The sequence below is a fragment of the Flavobacterium sp. genome (genome assembly GCF_027484205.1).
Lineage (GTDB): Bacteria > Bacteroidota > Bacteroidia > Flavobacteriales > Flavobacteriaceae > Flavobacterium.
The window spans coordinates 223,451-241,805 of record NZ_JAIXUB010000026.1 but is presented as its reverse complement, the minus strand read 5'-3'; the positions used below and the strand labels follow the sequence as shown (position 1 = coordinate 241,805).

Genomic DNA, 18,355 nt, shown 5'->3' with positions numbered 1-18,355 from the left:
GAGAAATATGAAAAATATGAAGATTATTAATTTAAAAAACACACTTCTTTTAGGATTGGTTTTTATTACCATTTTAAGTTGTGAAAGAGAATTATCTGATGATGCTACTGATGCAACATATTCAAAGAATGGTGTCATTTTTACAGATGATTTTATTGGAATGGGAACTAATTTTTATTTCCCATACAGCGGTTCAAAACCAACTGCTTGGTCAGTTGATAGAGAGGAAGGATACAATAGTAATGCGTCTTTAAGATTTGATGTTCCAAATGCTAATGATTCTGAAGGTACTTATGCAGGTGCAATTTTTAGAATGGATGGTGCTGGACGAAATTTAACAGGTTTTGATGCGCTTACATTTTATGTAAAAGCATCTCAAGGTGTTGTTATTGATGAGTTAGGTTTTGGTGAAGATTTTATTGAGAATAAATACATGGCTACTATTAGAAATGTTAGTGTAGGAACTAATTGGACAAAAATTATTATTCCTATTCCTGATGCATCTAAATTATTAAAAGAAAGAGGAATGTTCCGATATGCTGCTGGTACAAATGGTACAGGAGGTTTAGGTTACACTTTTTGGATTGATGATTTAAAATTTGAAAAATTAGGAACTATTGCTCATGGTCAAGCTTCAATTTATAGTGGTACTAATAAAGTTGAAACTTCATTTATAGGAGTTTCATATAATGTTGATGGATTATTATCAACTTTCAATATGCCAAACGGAAGCAATCAGGCAGTTTCAATAACACCTGCTTATTTAAATTTTACATCATCTAATCCTACAGTCGCTAGCGTTAGCGAATTAGGAGTAGTTAATGTTTTGGCTGCGGGTTCTGCAGTGATTACGGCTACTTTTGGTGATCAAGCCGCAACTGGTTCATTAACTGTTAATTCTTTAGGAACTTTTACAAGTGCACCTACACCAACTATTAATCAGTCATCAGTGATTTCTATTTTTAGTAATGCTTACAATAATGTTCCAGTAAATTATTATAATGGATATTGGCAACCATATCAAACGACTCAATCGGCTGATTTTACAGTAAGTGGTGACAATATTTTGAATTATACTAGTTTTAATTTTGTTGGAATTGAATTTAGTTCTCCAACAGTTGATGCAACAATGATGTCACATTTGCACTTAGACGTTTATATTCCATCAACATTAGCAGCTGGAACTAATTTTAAAGTAAGAGTTGTCGATTTTGGTGCAGACGGAGTTTTTGGTGGTGGAAATGACACTGGGCATACAACAACTTACACTGCTCCAACTCTAGTTTCTTCAAATTGGATAAGCATAAATATTCCTTTTACTATCATGACCGGATTATCATCAAGAGCACATGTAGGTCAAATAATTTTTGAAGGAACAAATCTTCCTAATTTTTATACAGATAATATTTATTTTTATAACGATGGAAGTGTTATACCAAGTGTACCCGCAACTGCAGCACCAACACCTACAACACCTTCAGCTAATGTAATATCTGTTTTTAGTAATGCATACACTAATATTGCAGGAAGTGATTTGAATCCAAATTGGGGACAAGCTACTGTAACTTCTCAAGTGTCAATATCAGGTAATAATACATTGAAATACGCTGGATTAAATTATCAAGGTTTACAGTTAGGTTCTCCTCAAAATGTTGCATCTAAAAACTTTTTACATCTTGATTATTACAGTGCTAATTCAACTAGTTTAAAAGTATATCTAATCAGTCCTGGACCAGTTGAAAAAGCGGTAACTTTAACTGTACCTTCAGTTGGTGGCTGGAATAGTATTGATATTCCATTATCAAGTTTTTCACCTGTAAATCTTTCAAATGTAATCCAACTTAAGTTTGATGGAAATGGAGATATCTATCTAGATAACATTTACTTCAGAGATTAATATTCTTTTAATATAATTAAACACAAATGAAAAAAAATATAACAAAAAATCTGTTTTTATATATAGTATTTTCAACATTATTTGCTTGTAACTCAGATGAAAAACAAACTGTTGTGACAAAAACTAATCTTGTAATGAGTGATGAATTTGATATTAATGGTGCTCCAAATTCAAGTTTATGGAGTTATAATATTGGAACAGGCAGTGGTGGATGGGGAAATAATGAACTTCAATATTATACTGACAGACCTGATAATGTGGTAGTTGAAGATGGAATGCTTAAAATTACTGCAAAAAGCGAATCCTATATGGGTTCAAATTACACTTCAGCAAGAATTTTAACCAAAGCTAAATACGAAAAAAAATACGGTAGAATTGAGGCTCGAATTAAATTGCCTTGGGGTAAAGGTATATGGCCAGCATTTTGGATGTTAGGTGCTAATTCAGATACAGTTGTTTGGCCACAATGCGGTGAAATAGATATTATGGAATATTTAGGAAACAATCCAACTAGAGTTTTTGGAACAGTTCATGGACCAGGTTATGCTGGTGGACAATCAATTTCTAAAGGATACACACTTCCTAATGGAAGATTTGATACTGACTTTCACGTTTTTGGAATTGAATGGGATGAAAACTATATCAATTATTACATTGATGATGTTTTATACAATCAAATAACACCTGCTGATGTTCCGGGAGAATGGGTTTTCAATCAACCTTTTTATATCATACTAAATATTGCAGTGGGAGGAAATTTGCCTGGTTCACCTAATAGTGAAACAACATTCCCACAAACAATGTTAGTTGATTACATAAGAGTATACGAATAATAAAAACCTAAATAAATATAAAGCTTACGTCATTATTTATGAGCCAAAACAATTCCAATATAATATTTGATAAAACAGTTAATGAAAATCAATCAATTTCCATGAAAATGGTTCAAATTGATGGAGAAAATTTTTATAAAATTTCCAATAGTGATTCCATGCGACCATTCTTTATGAGTATAGTCAGTGACTCTAATCATTGGATGTTTATTTCTAGTAATGGAGGATTAACTGCTGGAAGAAAAAATGCAGAATTTGCTCTTTTTCCATATTATACCGATGATAAAATTACTGAGTTTGCTGATATTACAGGTAGTAAATCTATTTTTCAAATTGAATACAACAACGAAAAGTATATTTGGGAACCTTTTTCAGAACGATTTAACGATAAGTACAATTTAACTCGAAATTTATACAAAAATGAGTTTGGTAATAAAATCATTTTTGAAGAAATTCACAACGATTTTCAACTTACGTTCAGATATCAATGGAGTTCAAGTAATTTATTTGGATTTGTAAAAAACGCTGTACTCATTAATGATTCTGAAAATGACTATAAAATAACACTTCTTGATGGAATTCAAAATGTTTTACCTCAAGGAGTGAATAGTGATTTACAAGCTACTACAAGTAATTTAGTTGATGCCTATAAAAGAAATGAACTCCACGAAGAAAGTGGTTTAGGTATTTTTGCATTAAGTGCCATTATTGTTGATAAAGCCGAACCAAGTGAAGCGCTGAAAGCGAATATTGCTTGGTCTTTAGGTTTGGACAACCCAATTTATTTGCTTTCGTCTTTGCAACTATCTGATTTTAGAAAATTTCAGAAAGTAAATCAAGAAACCGATGTTAAAGGTGAAAAAGGTGCTTATTTTGTTTCAACCGATTTATTTTTGACAAAAAAATCCTCAAAATCTTGGAAGATTATTGCTAATGTAAATCAAAATCAAGCACAAGTTATTCAATTAGCAGATGCTATTTGCAATGATAAAACGCTCGAAAATCAAATAATTCAAGACATTGAGTTAGGTAATCAAAACCTTATTGCACTAAACGCAACTGCTGATGGATTGCAATTCACAGCAGACAAACGTAAAGATACACGTCATTTTTCAAATGTTTTATTCAACATCATGCGTGGTGGAATTTTTGATGATAACTACAAAATTGAAAAAAATGATTTTGTAAATTACATGGCAAAAGCAAATAAAACTTTATTTCAAGAAGAAAGTAAGTTTTTAAACGATTTACCTGAAACTTTTGATTATTCGCATCTTCAACAATTAATTTCAAATACTGAAAATTTGGATTTAGTTCGCCTTTGTACCGAATATCTTCCGCTTAAATTTAGTAGAAGACACGGTGATCCAAGTCGTCCATGGAACAAATTTTCAATTAATACGAGAAGTGAAATTGATGGTTCTAAAATATTAGATTACGAAGGAAATTGGCGTGATATTTTTCAAAATTGGGAATCTTTAGCGAATGCTTATCCGGAGTTTATTGACGGAATGATTCACAAGTTTTTGAACGCTTCAACTTTTGATGGATACAATCCTTATCGTGTTACCAAAGATGGTTTTGATTGGGAAACTATCGAACTAGATAATCCTTGGTCATACATTGGTTATTGGGGTGACCATCAAATTATCTACTTATTAAAGTTTTTAGAATTTATTGAAAAGTACCAACCAGGAAAACTAAACGCTTATTTTGATAAAGAGTGTTTCGTTTATGCTGCAGTTCCTTACACAATAAAACCATTTAAAGATATTCTTAAAAATCCTAAGGATACCATAGAGTTTAATCACGAATGGGATGCAAAAATTAACCAACGTCGCAAACAAAATGGTGCTGATGGTGCATTACTAAGAGATAATAACGACGAAATTTATCACGTAAATTTAATTGAGAAATTACTAGCTACTGTTTTGGCTAAAATGTCAAACTTTATTCCAGAAGCAGGTATTTGGATGAATACGCAACGACCAGAATGGAATGATGCTAACAATGCATTGGTAGGTAACGGTGTTTCAATGGTTACGCTTTATTATTTGAGAAGATTTTTGAAGTTTTTCCAACAATTATTAGATAATTCTAATCAGGAAACCATCAAAATATCTAATGAAATGGTAGAATTTTATCATGCCATAAGACAAATTTTATTAGATAATCAGCATTTGTTATTAAGTTCAATCTCTAATGAAGAAAGACAAAAAATACTTAATGCTTTAGGTCAAGTCGCTTCAGAATATCGTTTTCAAGTATACAACAGCGGTTTTTGGGGTAAAAAGAGAACGCATTCTATGCAAGGTTTGAAGAATTTTACTAAAGTTAGTATTGATTTCATCGAGCATTCTATCAAAGCCAATCAAAGGGAAGATAAGTTGTATCATGCATACAATTTAATGTCTATTGAAAATAATGGAGTTTCTATTTCCTATTTGCCAGAAATGCTTGAAGGTCAAGTAGCTATTTTAAGTTCAGGATTTCTTTCAGGTGAACAATCTTTAGAGGTTTTGGATGCTTTAAGAAAAAGTGCCTTGTACAGAAAAGATCAAAACAGCTATATTTTATATCCAAATAAAGAACTTCCAAAGTTTTTAGAAAAAAACACTATCCCAAAAGATAAAGTAGAGAAGTCCGTTTTATTGAAACAACTTTTAGATAATAACAACTTTCAATTAATCAATAAAGACATTAAAGGAAACTATCATTTTAATGGTAACTTTCATAATGCTAACGATTTAAAAAATGCTTTAGATCAATTGGCTTCTAATAATGTTTATAAAGAATTAGTTTCAAAAGATTCAGATGCTGTACTGCAAATATTTGAAGACGTATTCAATCATAAAGCTTTTACAGGTCGTTCAGGAACTTTTTATGGTTATGAAGGTTTAGGTTCAATTTATTGGCATATGGTTTCTAAATTGCATTTGGCAGTAATGGAAGTTATTAATAATGCCATCGAAAATAATGAAAATCAAGATATTATTAATGCTTTAGTAAATCATTTTGATGAAATCGGCGCAGGAATAGGAATTCATAAATCACCAGATGTTTATGGTGCTTTCCCAACTGATCCTTATTCGCATACACCTTTTGGAAAAGGCGCGCAACAACCAGGAATGACTGGTCAAGTGAAAGAAGATGTTCTAACTCGAATAGGCGAATTAGGTGTAAAAATGAAAGATGGAAAATTACAATTCCAACCTAATTTTCTTAAAAAAGAGGAGTTTTTATCGAAAGATACCGAAGTAACTTTTGTGATGGTTGATGGTTCAAAAAAAGTAATGAACCTTGAAAAAGATTCTTTAGCATTTACAACATGTCAAGTGCCAGTTATTTATAAAATTAATACAACTAGTAAAATCGTTTTACACTATAAAAATGAAACAACAAAAACTTTTGAAACATTAGAATTAAACGTAGAGGAAAGCAAAAAAATATTTAATAGAACTGATGAAATTGCTTTAGTCGAAGTGTATTTAAATTCAACTATTTTAAGATAATGAAGAATCTGATTTACATCATATTATTCTTCTTCATATCATGTAAACCAATGAATACAAGAAATTTAGTTTCAAAAGAAATGACAGCAGAAAAATTATTAGGAAATACAAATTATCAAGCTATTTGTTATGGTGGATACAGAGCAAATTCTAGAGAAATTCAACCAACGATAACAGAAATTAAAGAAGATTTAAGAATTCTTTCTGCATTGAATATTAAAGTTTTACGAACTTATAACGTGCATCATGAAGAAGTAATAAATTTATTAAAAGCCATTACTGAATTAAAAAATACCGACGAGAACTTTGAAATGTATGTAATGCTTGGTGCTTGGATTGATTGTAAAAATGCATGGACAAATTTGCAACCTATTCACAATGAAGAAAGTGAAAGAAATGCTATTGAAATTGAAGAAGCGATACGATTAACAAATAAATATCCTGAAATAATTAAAATTATTGCTGTTGGTAATGAAGCAATGGTGAAATGGGCAACTAGTTATTATGTAACTCCAAATATCATTTTAAAATGGGTAAATCATTTACAAAATTTAAAGAAAGAGAATAAATTACCGAAACAAGTTTGGATTACAAGTTCCGATAATTTTGCTTCTTGGGGTGGACATTCAGCAGATTATCATGTAGAAGATTTGAATCAATTGATTAAAGCGGTAGATTATATTTCGATGCACACTTATCCAATGCATGATACTCATTATAATCCAGTTTTTTGGGGAATTAAAGAAAGTGAGTTGCAATCATCTGAAAAAGAAAAGGTTGATGCAGCGATGATAAGAGCAAGAGATTATGCTATCAATCAATATGATAGTGTTGTAAATTATATGAAGTCTATTGGTTTGAATAAACCTGTTCATATTGGTGAAACAGGTTGGGCAACAAAGTCTAATGAACATTATGGAAACGATGGTTCTAAAGCAACAGATGAATATAAATCAGCTTTGTATTATGACTTAATGAGAGAATGGAGCAACAAAAATAACATTTCATGTTTCTATTTTGAAGCTTTTGATGAAAATTGGAAAGATGCAGCTAATCCATTAGGATCAGAAAATCATTTTGGCTTAATTAATTTGAAATCTCAGGCTAAGTATGTGCTTTGGAAAAACATAGATAAGGGAACTTTTAAAGGTTTAACTAGAGATGGAAAGCCATTAACAAAAACATATAATGGTGATGAAAAAGCCTTATGGTTAGATGTTAAAATACCAAATTCTATTTTAAAGAATTAAAGAATGGTAAAAAAAAGAAAAATAATTGATAGTAAATTTTTGATAATAGCTTGTATTATGGCATTTTCATTACACAGTTGTAAAGTTACTGATAAACTAAATGTTCAAGTTTATGAAACTTCTGAAAAAGGAAATTCATTGACTAAAATCAATCAATTTTCTAACGAAGGAACTCCAGTTGTCATAACTATTAATCCTGATGAAAAATTTCAAACTATTACAGGTTTCGGTGGTTCTTTTACAGAATCTTCAGCTTATTTGTTGAATAAATTAGGGAAAGAAAACCGTAAGAAAATTTTAGATGCTTATTTCAGTGAAGACGGCGCAAATTATTCTTTAACTAGAACTCATATTGCATCATGCGATTTTTCTTTAAGCAATTACACTTACGCTAAAGTCGAAAACGATATGACTTTAGAACATTTTACAATTCAAGATGATAAATCCGATTTAATTCCGATGATTTTAGAAGCAAAAGCAATTTCTAAAGAAGGTTTTAAAATCATTTCTTCACCTTGGTCTTGTCCGCCTTGGATGAAAGACAACAAAAATTATGTTGGAGGAAAATTATTACCTGAATTCAACGATACTTTCGCTTTATATTTTTCAAAATATCTAAATGCTTACAAAAATGAAGGTATTGATATTTGGGGTTTAACAGTGATTAATGAACCTCACGGAAACGGAAACAACTGGGAAAGTACCCTTTTTTCTCCAAAAGAAATGACTGATTTTGTAATGAATCACATGGGACCAAAATTAGAAAAAGAAGGTTGGGGAAATGTAAAGATTCTTGGATATGACCAAAACCGTGCAGGTATCAAAGAATGGGCAGACGAAATGTATAAAGATGAAAATACTTCTAAATATTTTGACGGAATGGCCATTCATTGGTATGAAAGTACTTACGAAGTTTTCCCACAAGATTTACAATACGCACACCAAAAAGCACCTAACAAATATTTAATTGAAACCGAAGGTTGTATAGATTCTGAAATTCCACACTGGCAAGATGATGCTTGGTATTGGAAAAAAGAAGCTACTGATTGGGGTTGGGATTGGGCAAGTGAGAAAGAAAAATATTTGCATCCAAAATACGCTCCAGTAAACCGTTATGCAATTGATATTATCGGTTGCTTAAACAATTGGGTTGATGGTTGGGTAGATTGGAACATGGTTCTTGACCGACAAGGTGGACCAAATTGGTTCAAAAATTGGTGCGTAGCTCCAGTTATTGTTGATGATAAAAATGATGAAGTCTACTTTACACCATTATATTACACGATGGCTCATTTTAGCAAATTCATGCGTCCTGGAGCTGTAAAAATTGGATGTGAAATAAATTCTAAAGAGTTGGTTTCAACTGCTGTACAAAATTCAGATGGTTCTATCGCAATAGCTGTTTTTAATCCAACAGAATCTAAACATACAATTGATATTAAACTCAATAACAAAAATACGATAGTTTCAATTGATGCAAAAGCATTGCAAACTATAGTAATCAAACCAAATTAACCAACTAACTAAACAAATAATTTTATAACAATACCTAAATTATGTCAAACACTAATTCAACATCATCAGGAAATAAAGTTCCAATCGGACAAAAAATAGCTTTCGGATTAGGCATGTTGGCGAACCAAATGTTCCCAGCAGCTCTAGGAATTTTTACCGTTGTTTTGGTTGAAAAACTAGGATTTAGTGGTTTATTGTTAGGTTTAACGTATTTCATTCCAAAGTTTTATGATGCTTTGTTTGATTTGATAATGGGTTATGTAAGTGATAATACTAAATCGAAATGGGGCAGAAGAAGACAATATGTATTAGCAGGTGCTATCATTTTAGGAATTTCTTTTGCATTAATGTGGCAATTGTATGCTGAAAACGGCGTTACATATAATTTTTGGTACTTTTTAGTAGTTTCATTGATTTTTTATTCTGGATTGACCATTTTTAGTATTCCATATGTTGCGATGGGTTATGAAATGAGTGATGATTTCCACGAACGAACTAATATTATGGCAACTTCACAGCTTATTGGTCAGTTAGCTTGGGTGGTTGCTCCTTGGTTTTGGGTAATAATGGGAGATCAAACTTTATTTCCATCAAGTGATGTTGCAGTGCGAACTTTAGCGGTATATGTTGCGATTGGTTGTGCTATTTTAGCTTCAATTCCTGCTTTTTTTATTCCAAGTAAATCTACGCTTAATGAAAATTACAGCCCGATTGATTTAAAAGGGATTTTGGGAAGTTTTGGCGAAATCAAAGAAGGATTAAAAGCTTCGATCGAAATTAAACCATTCAGAAAAATTTGTATTGCTACTTTTTTAATTTTTAACGCTTTTCAAACCACAGCAGCATTTTCGTATTTTATCATCAAGTATTATTTGTTTAAAGGAAATGAAGACGGTTTTGGATTATGGCCTACTTTATTTGGAAGCGTAGGTGCAATTATCACAACGGTTGCGGTAATTCCTATCGTAGCGAGAATGTCTAAAACAATGGGAAAAAAGAAAGCTTTTTTGGTTTCTCAAGGCATTTCTGTAATCGGTTACATTTTGCTTTATGTATTATTTGTTCCAGGAAAACCGTATCTTTTTTTGTTTGCATTGCCATTTTTCTCCTTCGGAATTGGGAGTTTGTTTACCTTAATGATGTCGATGACTTCGGATGTAATAGATATTGACGAACTCAACACAGGAAAACGAAGAGAAGGAAGTTTAGGCGCTATTTATTGGTGGATGGTAAAATTTGGAACTGCTGTTGCAGGATTGTTAAGTGGATTAATTCTTTCTTTAGTTGCATTTCAGTCCAATGCTGCTACACAAACCGATGAAACCATGTTTTGGCTACGAATATTCTTTGTAGGAGTTCCAATTATTGGTACATTGAGTGCAATTTGGGTAATGAGAAATTATGATATTGATGAAGCAAAAGCCAGAGAAGTGAGAGATCTTTTAGATAAACGAAAAGGAAAATCAAAAATTCAATCATCGGCATATCTTTCTGGAAAACTAGTTTCATTAGTAAAAAATGGTTCTATAAACACTACTATTGATAACGAATTGAATACTAAAAGTGAAGCCGAATTAAAAGCTCTTTTTTCAAATACGTTAAATAATGGATTGCATGGATTATGTTTCAGTCCTTACGTAGAAAATCAAAAAGCTGGTGATATTCTTTCTGAAAATCAAATAAAAAGAAGAATAGATATTATTGCTCCTCATACTAAATGGATTCGTTCTTTTTCTTGTACTGAAGGTAATGAGTTAATTCCACAAATTGCGCATCAAAAAGGATTAAAAACTGTTGTTGGAGCATGGATTAGTAACGATAAATCTAGAAACGAAAAAGAAATTGAAGCATTAATCAAACTAGCAAAATCAGGTTTGGTTGATATTGCTGCCGTTGGAAACGAAGTATTGCATCGTGAAGAAATTTCAGAACAAGAACTAATTACTTATATAAAACGAGTTAAAGATGCCTTACCAGATATTCCAGTAGGTTATGTTGATGCGTATTATCAATTTTTAGAAAGACCAAATTTAATTTCGAGTTGCGATTTACTTCTGGTAAATTTCTATCCTTTTTGGGAAGGAGCAAATGTAGATTTTACAACTTCTTATTTACAAAATATGCTTGAAGTAACGCAAAATGTAGCTCAAGGAAAGAAAATAATAATCTCAGAAACAGGTTGGCCTAGTAAAGGCGACAAAGTTGATGATGCAATTCCAACAGAAGTTAATGTAATGAAATATTTTATATCTTCTCAAAAATGGGTAAAAAGTAATAATATTGAACTATTTCATTTTTCTTCTTTTGACGAACCATGGAAAGTTATTCAAGAAGGAACCGTTGGAACAGCTTGGGGAATTTGGGATGAAAATGAAAAATTAAAATTTTAAAAAATACACATTATGTCGTATAGAGAAGGACACTATTTTTCGCAACATAATTTTTCTGAAACTAAAGAAAATAGTTTTGAACATCATAACATCGATTTTTCTGGAATTTCATTTCCAGAATTAAAGAATATTTGGAGAGAAACTTTAGAAAATGGAATGCATGGAATTTGTTTCAGTATGTATGAAGACGGACAAAAACCTGGCGATATCATTACTGCCGAACAAGTTGACAGACGTATTCAAATATTAAAACCTTACACCAATTGGGTTCGTTCTTTTTCCTGTATTGAAGGTAACGAACATATACCAAGAATTGCTCACCAAAATGGAATGCAAACATTAGTTGGCGCTTGGCTTGGCGATGATTTAGAAAAAAATGAAAAAGAAATAGAAGCATTAATTCAACTTGCAAACGAAGGTTCTGTAGATATTGCTGCCGTTGGTAATGAGGTGATGTATCGTGGCGATTTAACAGAGGAACAATTAATTGACTATATTAATCGTGTAAAACAGGCTTTACCAAATATTCCTGTTGGCTATGTTGATGCCTATTATGAGTTTTCGCATCGTCCAAATATTACTGAGGTTTGTGATGTTATTTTAACCAATTGTTATCCTTACTGGGAAGGTTGTCCAATAGAGCATTCATTTCATCACATGGTAAGCATGTTCGAGTCTGCAAAACACGCAGGAAACGGTAAACGCGTGATCATTACTGAAACAGGTTGGCCAAGCGAAGGTGGTTTTTTGAAAGCAGCGATTGCATCTAATGAAAATGCTATCCAATATTTCATTGAAACACAAAATTGGTCGAAACATAATAACATTGAAATTTTTTATTTTTCTTCTTTTGATGAATCATGGAAAGTTGGTCCAGAAGGTGCCGTTGGAGCTTATTGGGGTTTATGGGATAAAAACGAAAAACTTAAATTCTAACAAAATAAGATGTGGATTGAAAGCGTGATAAACTCTTTTTATACCGATCATAAAAAATTGCTAATCATGAAATCAAAGACTATCTTAACAGTTCGCCAAAATGGCTTGGAGCAAGAATACCAAATAAACGAAAATAAACACATGAGTAAAAAAAATACTTTACTTCAAATTTTTCTAACGTTTCTTATAGTTTCACAATTTGGATTTTCCCAAGTTGATGTGGTATATAATAATTTAGTTTGGTCAGATGAGTTTGATGCTAATGGTGCTGTTAATTCGATTAAATGGTTTCATCAAACACAATTGCCATCAGGTGGAAGTTGGTTTAATGGTGAAGTGCAACATTATACTAATCAATTAACAAATTCCTCAGTTAATGGAGGATTTCTAAATATTGTTGCAAAAAAAGAACCATACACAAATCAAGGAGTAACTAAACAATATACTTCCGCTCGATTAAATTCTAAATTTGCATTTCTTTATGGTCGTGTAGATATACGTGCAAAAGTTCCAACCAATCAAGGTACTTGGCCAGCATTATGGATGTTGGGAAAAAACGTAAATGAAGATGGAGGCTTTTTCGATGCAACTTATGGAACAACAGATTGGCCAGCTTGCGGAGAAATTGATATTATGGAGCATGGAATTACGCCATCACAACCTACAAATTATGTTCAAAGCGCACTTCATACACCTTCCTCTTTTGGAAACACTACAAATATTGGAGGTACAATTGCAAATAATTTAGGTAATGACTTTCATGTATATTCAATGAATTGGTCACCTTATCAAATTACTTTTTTACTTGATGGTGTTGCTTATTATACTTACAATCCTGCAGTGAAAACACCTAGTAATTGGCCGTTCAATTCTGAGCAATATTTGTTATTAAATATAGCAATGGGTGGAATTGCCGGTATAATTCCTGAAAGTTTTACTCAAACAGCTATGGAAATTGATTATGTTAGAGTTTATCAAAATACCGATCCAGATGTTCAAGCGCCAACTAATTTTACAGCTTCAATTGGGACAGTGACTAGTTCAACAATTGAATTATTGTTGAATGCAAATGATAATTCAGGAAATGTTGCATATACTATTAATTATAGTGGTGGAACAATAAATACAGCTAATCCATCAGGTGTACAAAAATCAGTTGTTATTCCTAATTTGTCATCAAACACAAATTATATTTTTTCAATTTCAGCTAGTGATTTGGCAGGAAATAATTACATATCTAATCCAATAGTTGTTAATGCAACTACTACTGGAGTCATTGGATGTTCAGGTACGAGTTCAGCAGCGCAAATAGGTTCTTTTTCAATAGGATATAATTATGCGTTTGAAACTTTAGGAACTGATGTAAAAATAACTTTTGAATTGTTGGACATTGATAAAGTTGGAGTAGTAGCTTTTTTATGGAAACAAAGTCCATTTACAGAAACTCAAATGACCAACGTTTCAGGTAACACTTTTACTAAAACTATTACTGGTCAAACAATTGGATCAACAATTATATATGCTGTCAAGTTTGCTTATGCTGGTGGATTGTCGGTTACAAATTATTACACTTATGTTGTAGGAAATAATTGTGCTTTAGAAAATGAAAGTATTTCTGAATTAGATGATTTTTCATTTTTAAATCCAGTAAGTGATTATGTTGAAATTAGCTCTAAAAAGACTATTGATAAAGTTCAAATTTTCGATATTATTGGTAATCTGATTTTAGAAAATAATACCAATCCTAATAATATTGATGTCAAAAATCTTTCCAAAGGAATGTATTTGCTAGTTGTACATTCAGGAAATGGTAAATCTGTAAAGAAAATAATTATAGAATAATTGCCTATAATTTTATGAACCTTGCAATGTAACTTTATTTTGCAAGGTTTTTTTGTCGTTTATTTGCTACTTTTTCTATTTTATTGCATTCAAAATGTTAAAATTTAAAATTTTATTTGCATATTAAGAAAAGTTTATGTTACATTTGGCTATAATTTAATTAAAATTTAACAGTCGCCTATCGAAAAAAATTACTTTTAGAAAAAACATTACGATTTTTTAACTCAAAACTAAAAGGAATTTTTATGGCTACTACAAATCAAATCCCAGACGCTTTATTGGTAAAGAATTATATTGCTGGAGATGAAAATGCTCTGGCTTTATTAATCAACAAACATCAGACTAAAATCTACGGTTTTATTTATTCAAAAATGAATGATCGTGATGTAGCTGACGATATATTTCAAGATACGTTTATTAAAGTTATTAAAACTTTAAAATCAAATTCCTATAATGAAGAAGGTAAATTTTTACCTTGGGTAATGCGTATTTCTCACAACCTTATTGTAGATTATTACAGAAAAAATAAAAAAATGCCAATGCTTCGCGAAACCGAAGAATTTTCAATATTTTCAGTTCTTAAAGATTCTTCCTTAAATATTGAAGGAAAAATGATTAATGATGTAATTGAAAATGATTTGCAAAAAATCATACTTGAACTTCCAGATGATCAAAAAGAAGTTTTAATGATGCGCATTTATCAAGATTTAAGTTTCAATGAAATAGCAGAGCTAACAGGTGTTAGTATCAATACTGCATTGGGCAGAATGAGATATGCTTTATTGAATTTGAGAAAAATAATTGAAAAAAATAATATTATTTTAACCAATTAGACAATAAATCATTTGCTATAACGTTATAGAATTATAATTTAAACTATTCTATGGCAAAACTTTACTCTAAAAAAGCATTAGCAAACACAAAAATGTTACCAAAAAAAGAAACAATTAATTTCATACTTAATTATTCAAAAGCTTTGAAAATGGTCAAAGTGGGTAATATGAACTTCGAACTTCTTGCTAATTAAGAAATATCCCGATAGAATTTATCGGGATATTTTTTTATTAAATTCTTTTAAAAGTTCTTTTCTACCAATAGTTCTTGTAATAATATCTTTTTCTAAATCCCAACCTCTTGCAGGTGAATATTCACGTCCGTACCAAATGATTTGAAGATGTAAATCATTCCATAGTTCTTTAGGAAAAATGGCTTTTGCATCCTTTTCAGTTTCAACTACATTTTTACCTGAGGTTAAGTTCCATCGGTACATCAATCGATGAATGTGTGTGTCAACAGGAAACGCTGGAACTCCAAATGCTTGACTCATAACTACACTAGCTGTTTTATGTCCTACAGCAGGCAATGATTCTAAAGCTTCAAAACTTTGAGGAACTTCTCCATTATATTTTTCTATTAAAATTTGCGACAAACCATAAATTCCTTTAGACTTCATCGGAGATAATCCACACGGACGTATAATTTCTTTAATTTCTTCAACGGTCATTTTTATCATGTCATATGGATTATCTGCCTTTGCAAATAAAAGTGGCGTGATTTGATTGACACGAACATCAGTGCACTGCGCAGATAGTAAAACTGCGATTAAAAGTGTGTATGGATCTTTATGATCTAACGGAATTGGTATAGTCGGATATAATTCTTTTAACGTATTTATAACAAATGTTGCACGCTCTTTTTTGGTCATTTTTAATTAAATTTGGTATGTAAATATAAAACAAAATCATGGCACTATTAAACATTGGAGATAAAGCTCCAAATTTTTCAGCAAAAGATCAGGATGGTAAAACGCACACTTTATCAAATTACAAAGGAAAAAAATTAGTAGTTTTCTTTTATCCAAAAGCAAATACTCCAGGTTGTACTGCTGAAGCTTGTGATTTGAGAGATAATTTTGAACGCTTTCAAGCAAATAATTACGCTTTATTAGGAGTAAGTGCTGATTCTGAGAAAGCACAATTCAAATTCAAAGAAAAGTATGATTTCCCTTTTCCTCTTTTAGCAGATGAAGACAAATCGGTTATTGAAGCCTTTGGCGTTTGGGGTCCAAAAAAATTCATGGGAAAAGAATATGACGGAATCAACAGAACCACTTTTGTTATAGATGAAAACGGAATAATTGCCGATGTAATTTCAGATGTTAAAACTAAAGTTCACGCAAGTCAAATATTGAAATAGTTTATCGTTCCATAACAGGAACACTTCCTGAAAAATTTTCACCTACATCATAATCATCTATGGTGAACATATTATTGTCCCATTTTGATGAAATGACTTTAAACTTATAGTTGTTTTCAAATATTTTATAAGAAATTGTTTTTGTATTCTCATCAAAATAAATTTCGTTTGCTTCCTTTGGTGCTGACATTAAATCTTCAAATTCACATTCTAACAATAAAAAAGGTCTTTTGTTAACGAATTTCTTATTAAAATAGTCTGCATTAACTTGGCCAAAAGCTTTTCCTTTAAAAGCTTCTATAAGTTTCCATGTAGGTTGAGCACTTGAAAACACCATTGCTTTTTTACTTGTTTGTCTATCACCACTTTTTTCAATTAAAAGAATGTTTTTGTCATCTATTTCAAAAATGTTGTCGATATACATCATTCCGGGTTTTCCTTTATAAACTATAGTATTTGAGTTATTATTTTTTACAAAATAAGCTTTTCTAAACCCAGAACTATAACTATATACGGTATAACTTGCATTTTTTGCAGTAAACGTTTCAATGCAAACGTAAATCCTTGAATCGATATTACTAAATTTTACGTTACTATCGTTTAATGCAGTTTTGAAATTAGGTGAATTTTGACTTTCAGAATGAGTTATAAAAAGTGCAAAAGCATCATCTATTTTTTTTACTAATTTGTTATGATTGGCTTCGTTTTGAGGCATAGAAGGTACTTTGCCTAAACAATATTCAATAAAAAAATCTAATTCTTTTCTAAAATTTTCTAATTCAACTTCTTGCGAAAATGAACTTGTAGATGTAATAAATAATAGTAAATAAGTAAGTGTTTTTTTCATTGTTTTAATTTTATATAATAGCAAAAAATCCTTAATCAATTACTTAATTAAGGATTTATAATTTATTTAGCTTTTGTTTTCTTTATTGAAATAAACTAGATAATAATACATTTGCTTTTCTTCATCCCAACCTTTTTCTACAAACTTCTCGGCACTTTCAGGATTGATGAAATCTAATTTTATTTGAATGTTAGTATCTAGATTGATGACATTTTTAATTGATTTTCTTGCATCGCTAACTGCAGCATTTGCAATTGGAAAACTTGTAACATCTTCGATACTATATTTTTCGCCTCTATCTGCTTTGTAATTTTTAAATTCTGGAATCAAATCTGGATTTTCCATAACCTCATTCAAGAAAGCAGTTTCTTCAAACTCATCGTTTTTTGCAAAGTGATTTACTGCACGATTCATAAACATTACTTCTTGTTTTTTATCTTCAGCTGGGAAAACTACCTCTTTAGCAAATTCTTGACAGAATTTCAAATACTTTTTAGTCATGAAATTTTCATCCTGAAAAGCATCAACAGATAGGAAATGTTCTAACCAATATCTAGCGTCATAACGATTGCTATCAACAGTTAAAATTTTGTATCCTTCTTCTTTTTTGTAATTGAAAATTAAACAACCTTTATCTAGTTTATTTAAGTTAATTCCTTCTTGAAGAATCATTTCTAAATTACTATCCTTTTCTTCAAATTGTAAAAAATCGGTTCGCAACTCACTTTTGAATACACCAATGGCATCTACAACATTATTATCGATAGAAACGTTTGTTAAATAAGTAACATAAACTTCTCCATTTTTAATATGTGGATGATTTGATTGCTCAAATAAATGTTGTGTTATTTTTTGAGAAACGTCATGAATTGAACTAGGGTTGGTAAAAACCTCTGTTGCAAAATTGAACATTTCGTTGTATTCTAAATCTACTTCGTGTGCAAATTGAAAATAATTTTCTTCTTTTTCACGAAAGGATTTAAAGAAATATTCCTTCAATAAAGGAACAATTTCATCATTTAATCCATAAGGATTTTCAGATAGAAAAATGGCTTCGCTACGGCTTTTGTTTCCAACTCTATGGATGGATAAATTCTCGATGTGGGCGTTGAATAAATTAATCATTTTTGTGTGAAA

At 30.9% G+C, this 18,355-nt stretch carries 13 protein-coding genes; 10 read left to right on the top strand and 3 right to left on the bottom strand.

The features are described from left to right. The first annotated feature begins 16 nt into the window (after window positions 1–16). The 9 genes from Q0049_RS15075 (at window position 17) to Q0049_RS15035 (ending at window position 15,008) form a co-directional block, all read left to right on the top strand. Window positions 17–1,897 (top strand): Ig-like domain-containing protein, encoded by a 1,881-nt coding sequence (locus Q0049_RS15075; RefSeq protein WP_298121563.1) that lies wholly within the window; start codon window positions 17–19, stop codon window positions 1,895–1,897. A gap of 26 nt (window positions 1,898–1,923) precedes the next feature. Continuing rightward, entirely contained in the window at window positions 1,924–2,730 is an 807-nt protein-coding gene (locus Q0049_RS15070; RefSeq protein ID WP_298121560.1) for a glycoside hydrolase family 16 protein, read from the top strand. 38 nt (window positions 2,731–2,768) lie between these two features. Beyond that, window positions 2,769–6,242, top strand: a complete 3,474-nt coding sequence (locus Q0049_RS15065; RefSeq protein ID WP_298121558.1) for a hypothetical protein — start codon at window positions 2,769–2,771, stop codon at window positions 6,240–6,242. Between the two features lie 50 nt (window positions 6,243–6,292). Next, entirely contained in the window at window positions 6,293–7,492 is a 1,200-nt protein-coding gene (locus Q0049_RS15060; RefSeq protein ID WP_298121556.1) for a glycosyl hydrolase family 17, read from the top strand. Between the two features lie 57 nt (window positions 7,493–7,549). Further along, complete coding sequence (locus Q0049_RS15055) at window positions 7,550–9,007, top strand: glycoside hydrolase family 30 protein (RefSeq protein ID WP_298121553.1); 1,458 nt, start codon at window positions 7,550–7,552, stop codon at window positions 9,005–9,007. A gap of 41 nt (window positions 9,008–9,048) precedes the next feature. After that, window positions 9,049–11,397, top strand: a complete 2,349-nt coding sequence (locus Q0049_RS15050; protein WP_298121550.1) for an MFS transporter — start codon at window positions 9,049–9,051, stop codon at window positions 11,395–11,397. Window positions 11,398–11,409: 12 nt separating this feature from the next. Beyond that, window positions 11,410–12,333 (top strand): glycosyl hydrolase family 17 protein, encoded by a 924-nt coding sequence (locus Q0049_RS15045; protein ID WP_298121548.1) that lies wholly within the window; start codon window positions 11,410–11,412, stop codon window positions 12,331–12,333. A gap of 66 nt (window positions 12,334–12,399) precedes the next feature. Further along, on the top strand, window positions 12,400–14,175 hold the full coding sequence (locus Q0049_RS15040) for a family 16 glycosylhydrolase (protein WP_298121545.1): 1,776 nt from the start codon (window positions 12,400–12,402) through the stop codon (window positions 14,173–14,175). Window positions 14,176–14,420: 245 nt separating this feature from the next. Then, a complete protein-coding gene (locus tag Q0049_RS15035; RefSeq protein ID WP_298121542.1) occupies window positions 14,421–15,008 on the top strand; it encodes a sigma-70 family RNA polymerase sigma factor in 588 nt (195 codons plus the stop codon). 212 nt (window positions 15,009–15,220) lie between these two features. On the opposite strand, the gene nth is transcribed toward Q0049_RS15035, so the two are convergent. Further along, complete coding sequence (gene nth / locus Q0049_RS15030; RefSeq protein ID WP_298121539.1) at window positions 15,221–15,880, bottom strand: endonuclease III; 660 nt, start codon at window positions 15,878–15,880, stop codon at window positions 15,221–15,223. A gap of 38 nt (window positions 15,881–15,918) precedes the next feature. Between nth and bcp the strand changes: the two genes are divergently transcribed. After that, entirely contained in the window at window positions 15,919–16,371 is a 453-nt protein-coding gene (gene bcp / locus Q0049_RS15025) for a thioredoxin-dependent thiol peroxidase (RefSeq protein WP_298121537.1), read from the top strand. Between the two features lies 1 nt (window position 16,372). Here bcp and Q0049_RS15020 read toward each other — a convergent pair whose 3' ends face one another. Together Q0049_RS15020 and Q0049_RS15015 are read right to left on the bottom strand one after the other, a co-directional pair. Continuing rightward, window positions 16,373–17,218: a hypothetical protein gene (locus tag Q0049_RS15020; protein ID WP_298121534.1), complete on the bottom strand. Its 846-nt coding sequence runs from the start codon at window positions 17,216–17,218 to the stop codon at window positions 16,373–16,375. 66 nt (window positions 17,219–17,284) lie between these two features. Then, entirely contained in the window at window positions 17,285–18,343 is a 1,059-nt protein-coding gene (locus Q0049_RS15015) for a nucleoid-associated protein (RefSeq protein WP_298121533.1), read from the bottom strand. Window positions 18,344–18,355 lie beyond the last annotated feature (12 nt).

Bases quoted from the DNA above. Each gene is read 5' to 3' on its own strand.
- Q0049_RS15015 (WP_298121533.1), bottom strand. From the start codon at position 18,343: ATGATTAATTTATTCAACGCCCACATCGAGAATTTATCCATCCATAGA.
- Q0049_RS15035 (WP_298121542.1), top strand. From the start codon at position 14,421: ATGGCTACTACAAATCAAATCCCAGACGCTTTATTGGTAAAGAATTAT.
- Q0049_RS15060 (WP_298121556.1), top strand. From the start codon at position 6,293: ATGAATACAAGAAATTTAGTTTCAAAAGAAATGACAGCAGAAAAATTA.
- Q0049_RS15050 (WP_298121550.1), top strand. From the start codon at position 9,049: ATGTCAAACACTAATTCAACATCATCAGGAAATAAAGTTCCAATCGGA.
- Q0049_RS15070 (WP_298121560.1), top strand. From the start codon at position 1,924: ATGAAAAAAAATATAACAAAAAATCTGTTTTTATATATAGTATTTTCA.
- Q0049_RS15020 (WP_298121534.1), bottom strand. From the start codon at position 17,218: ATGAAAAAAACACTTACTTATTTACTATTATTTATTACATCTACAAGT.
- Q0049_RS15075 (WP_298121563.1), top strand. From the start codon at position 17: ATGAAGATTATTAATTTAAAAAACACACTTCTTTTAGGATTGGTTTTT.
- nth (WP_298121539.1), bottom strand. From the start codon at position 15,880: ATGACCAAAAAAGAGCGTGCAACATTTGTTATAAATACGTTAAAAGAA.
- Q0049_RS15040 (WP_298121545.1), top strand. From the start codon at position 12,400: ATGAAATCAAAGACTATCTTAACAGTTCGCCAAAATGGCTTGGAGCAA.
- Q0049_RS15045 (WP_298121548.1), top strand. From the start codon at position 11,410: ATGTCGTATAGAGAAGGACACTATTTTTCGCAACATAATTTTTCTGAA.
- Q0049_RS15055 (WP_298121553.1), top strand. From the start codon at position 7,550: ATGGCATTTTCATTACACAGTTGTAAAGTTACTGATAAACTAAATGTT.
- Q0049_RS15065 (WP_298121558.1), top strand. From the start codon at position 2,769: ATGAGCCAAAACAATTCCAATATAATATTTGATAAAACAGTTAATGAA.
- bcp (WP_298121537.1), top strand. From the start codon at position 15,919: ATGGCACTATTAAACATTGGAGATAAAGCTCCAAATTTTTCAGCAAAA.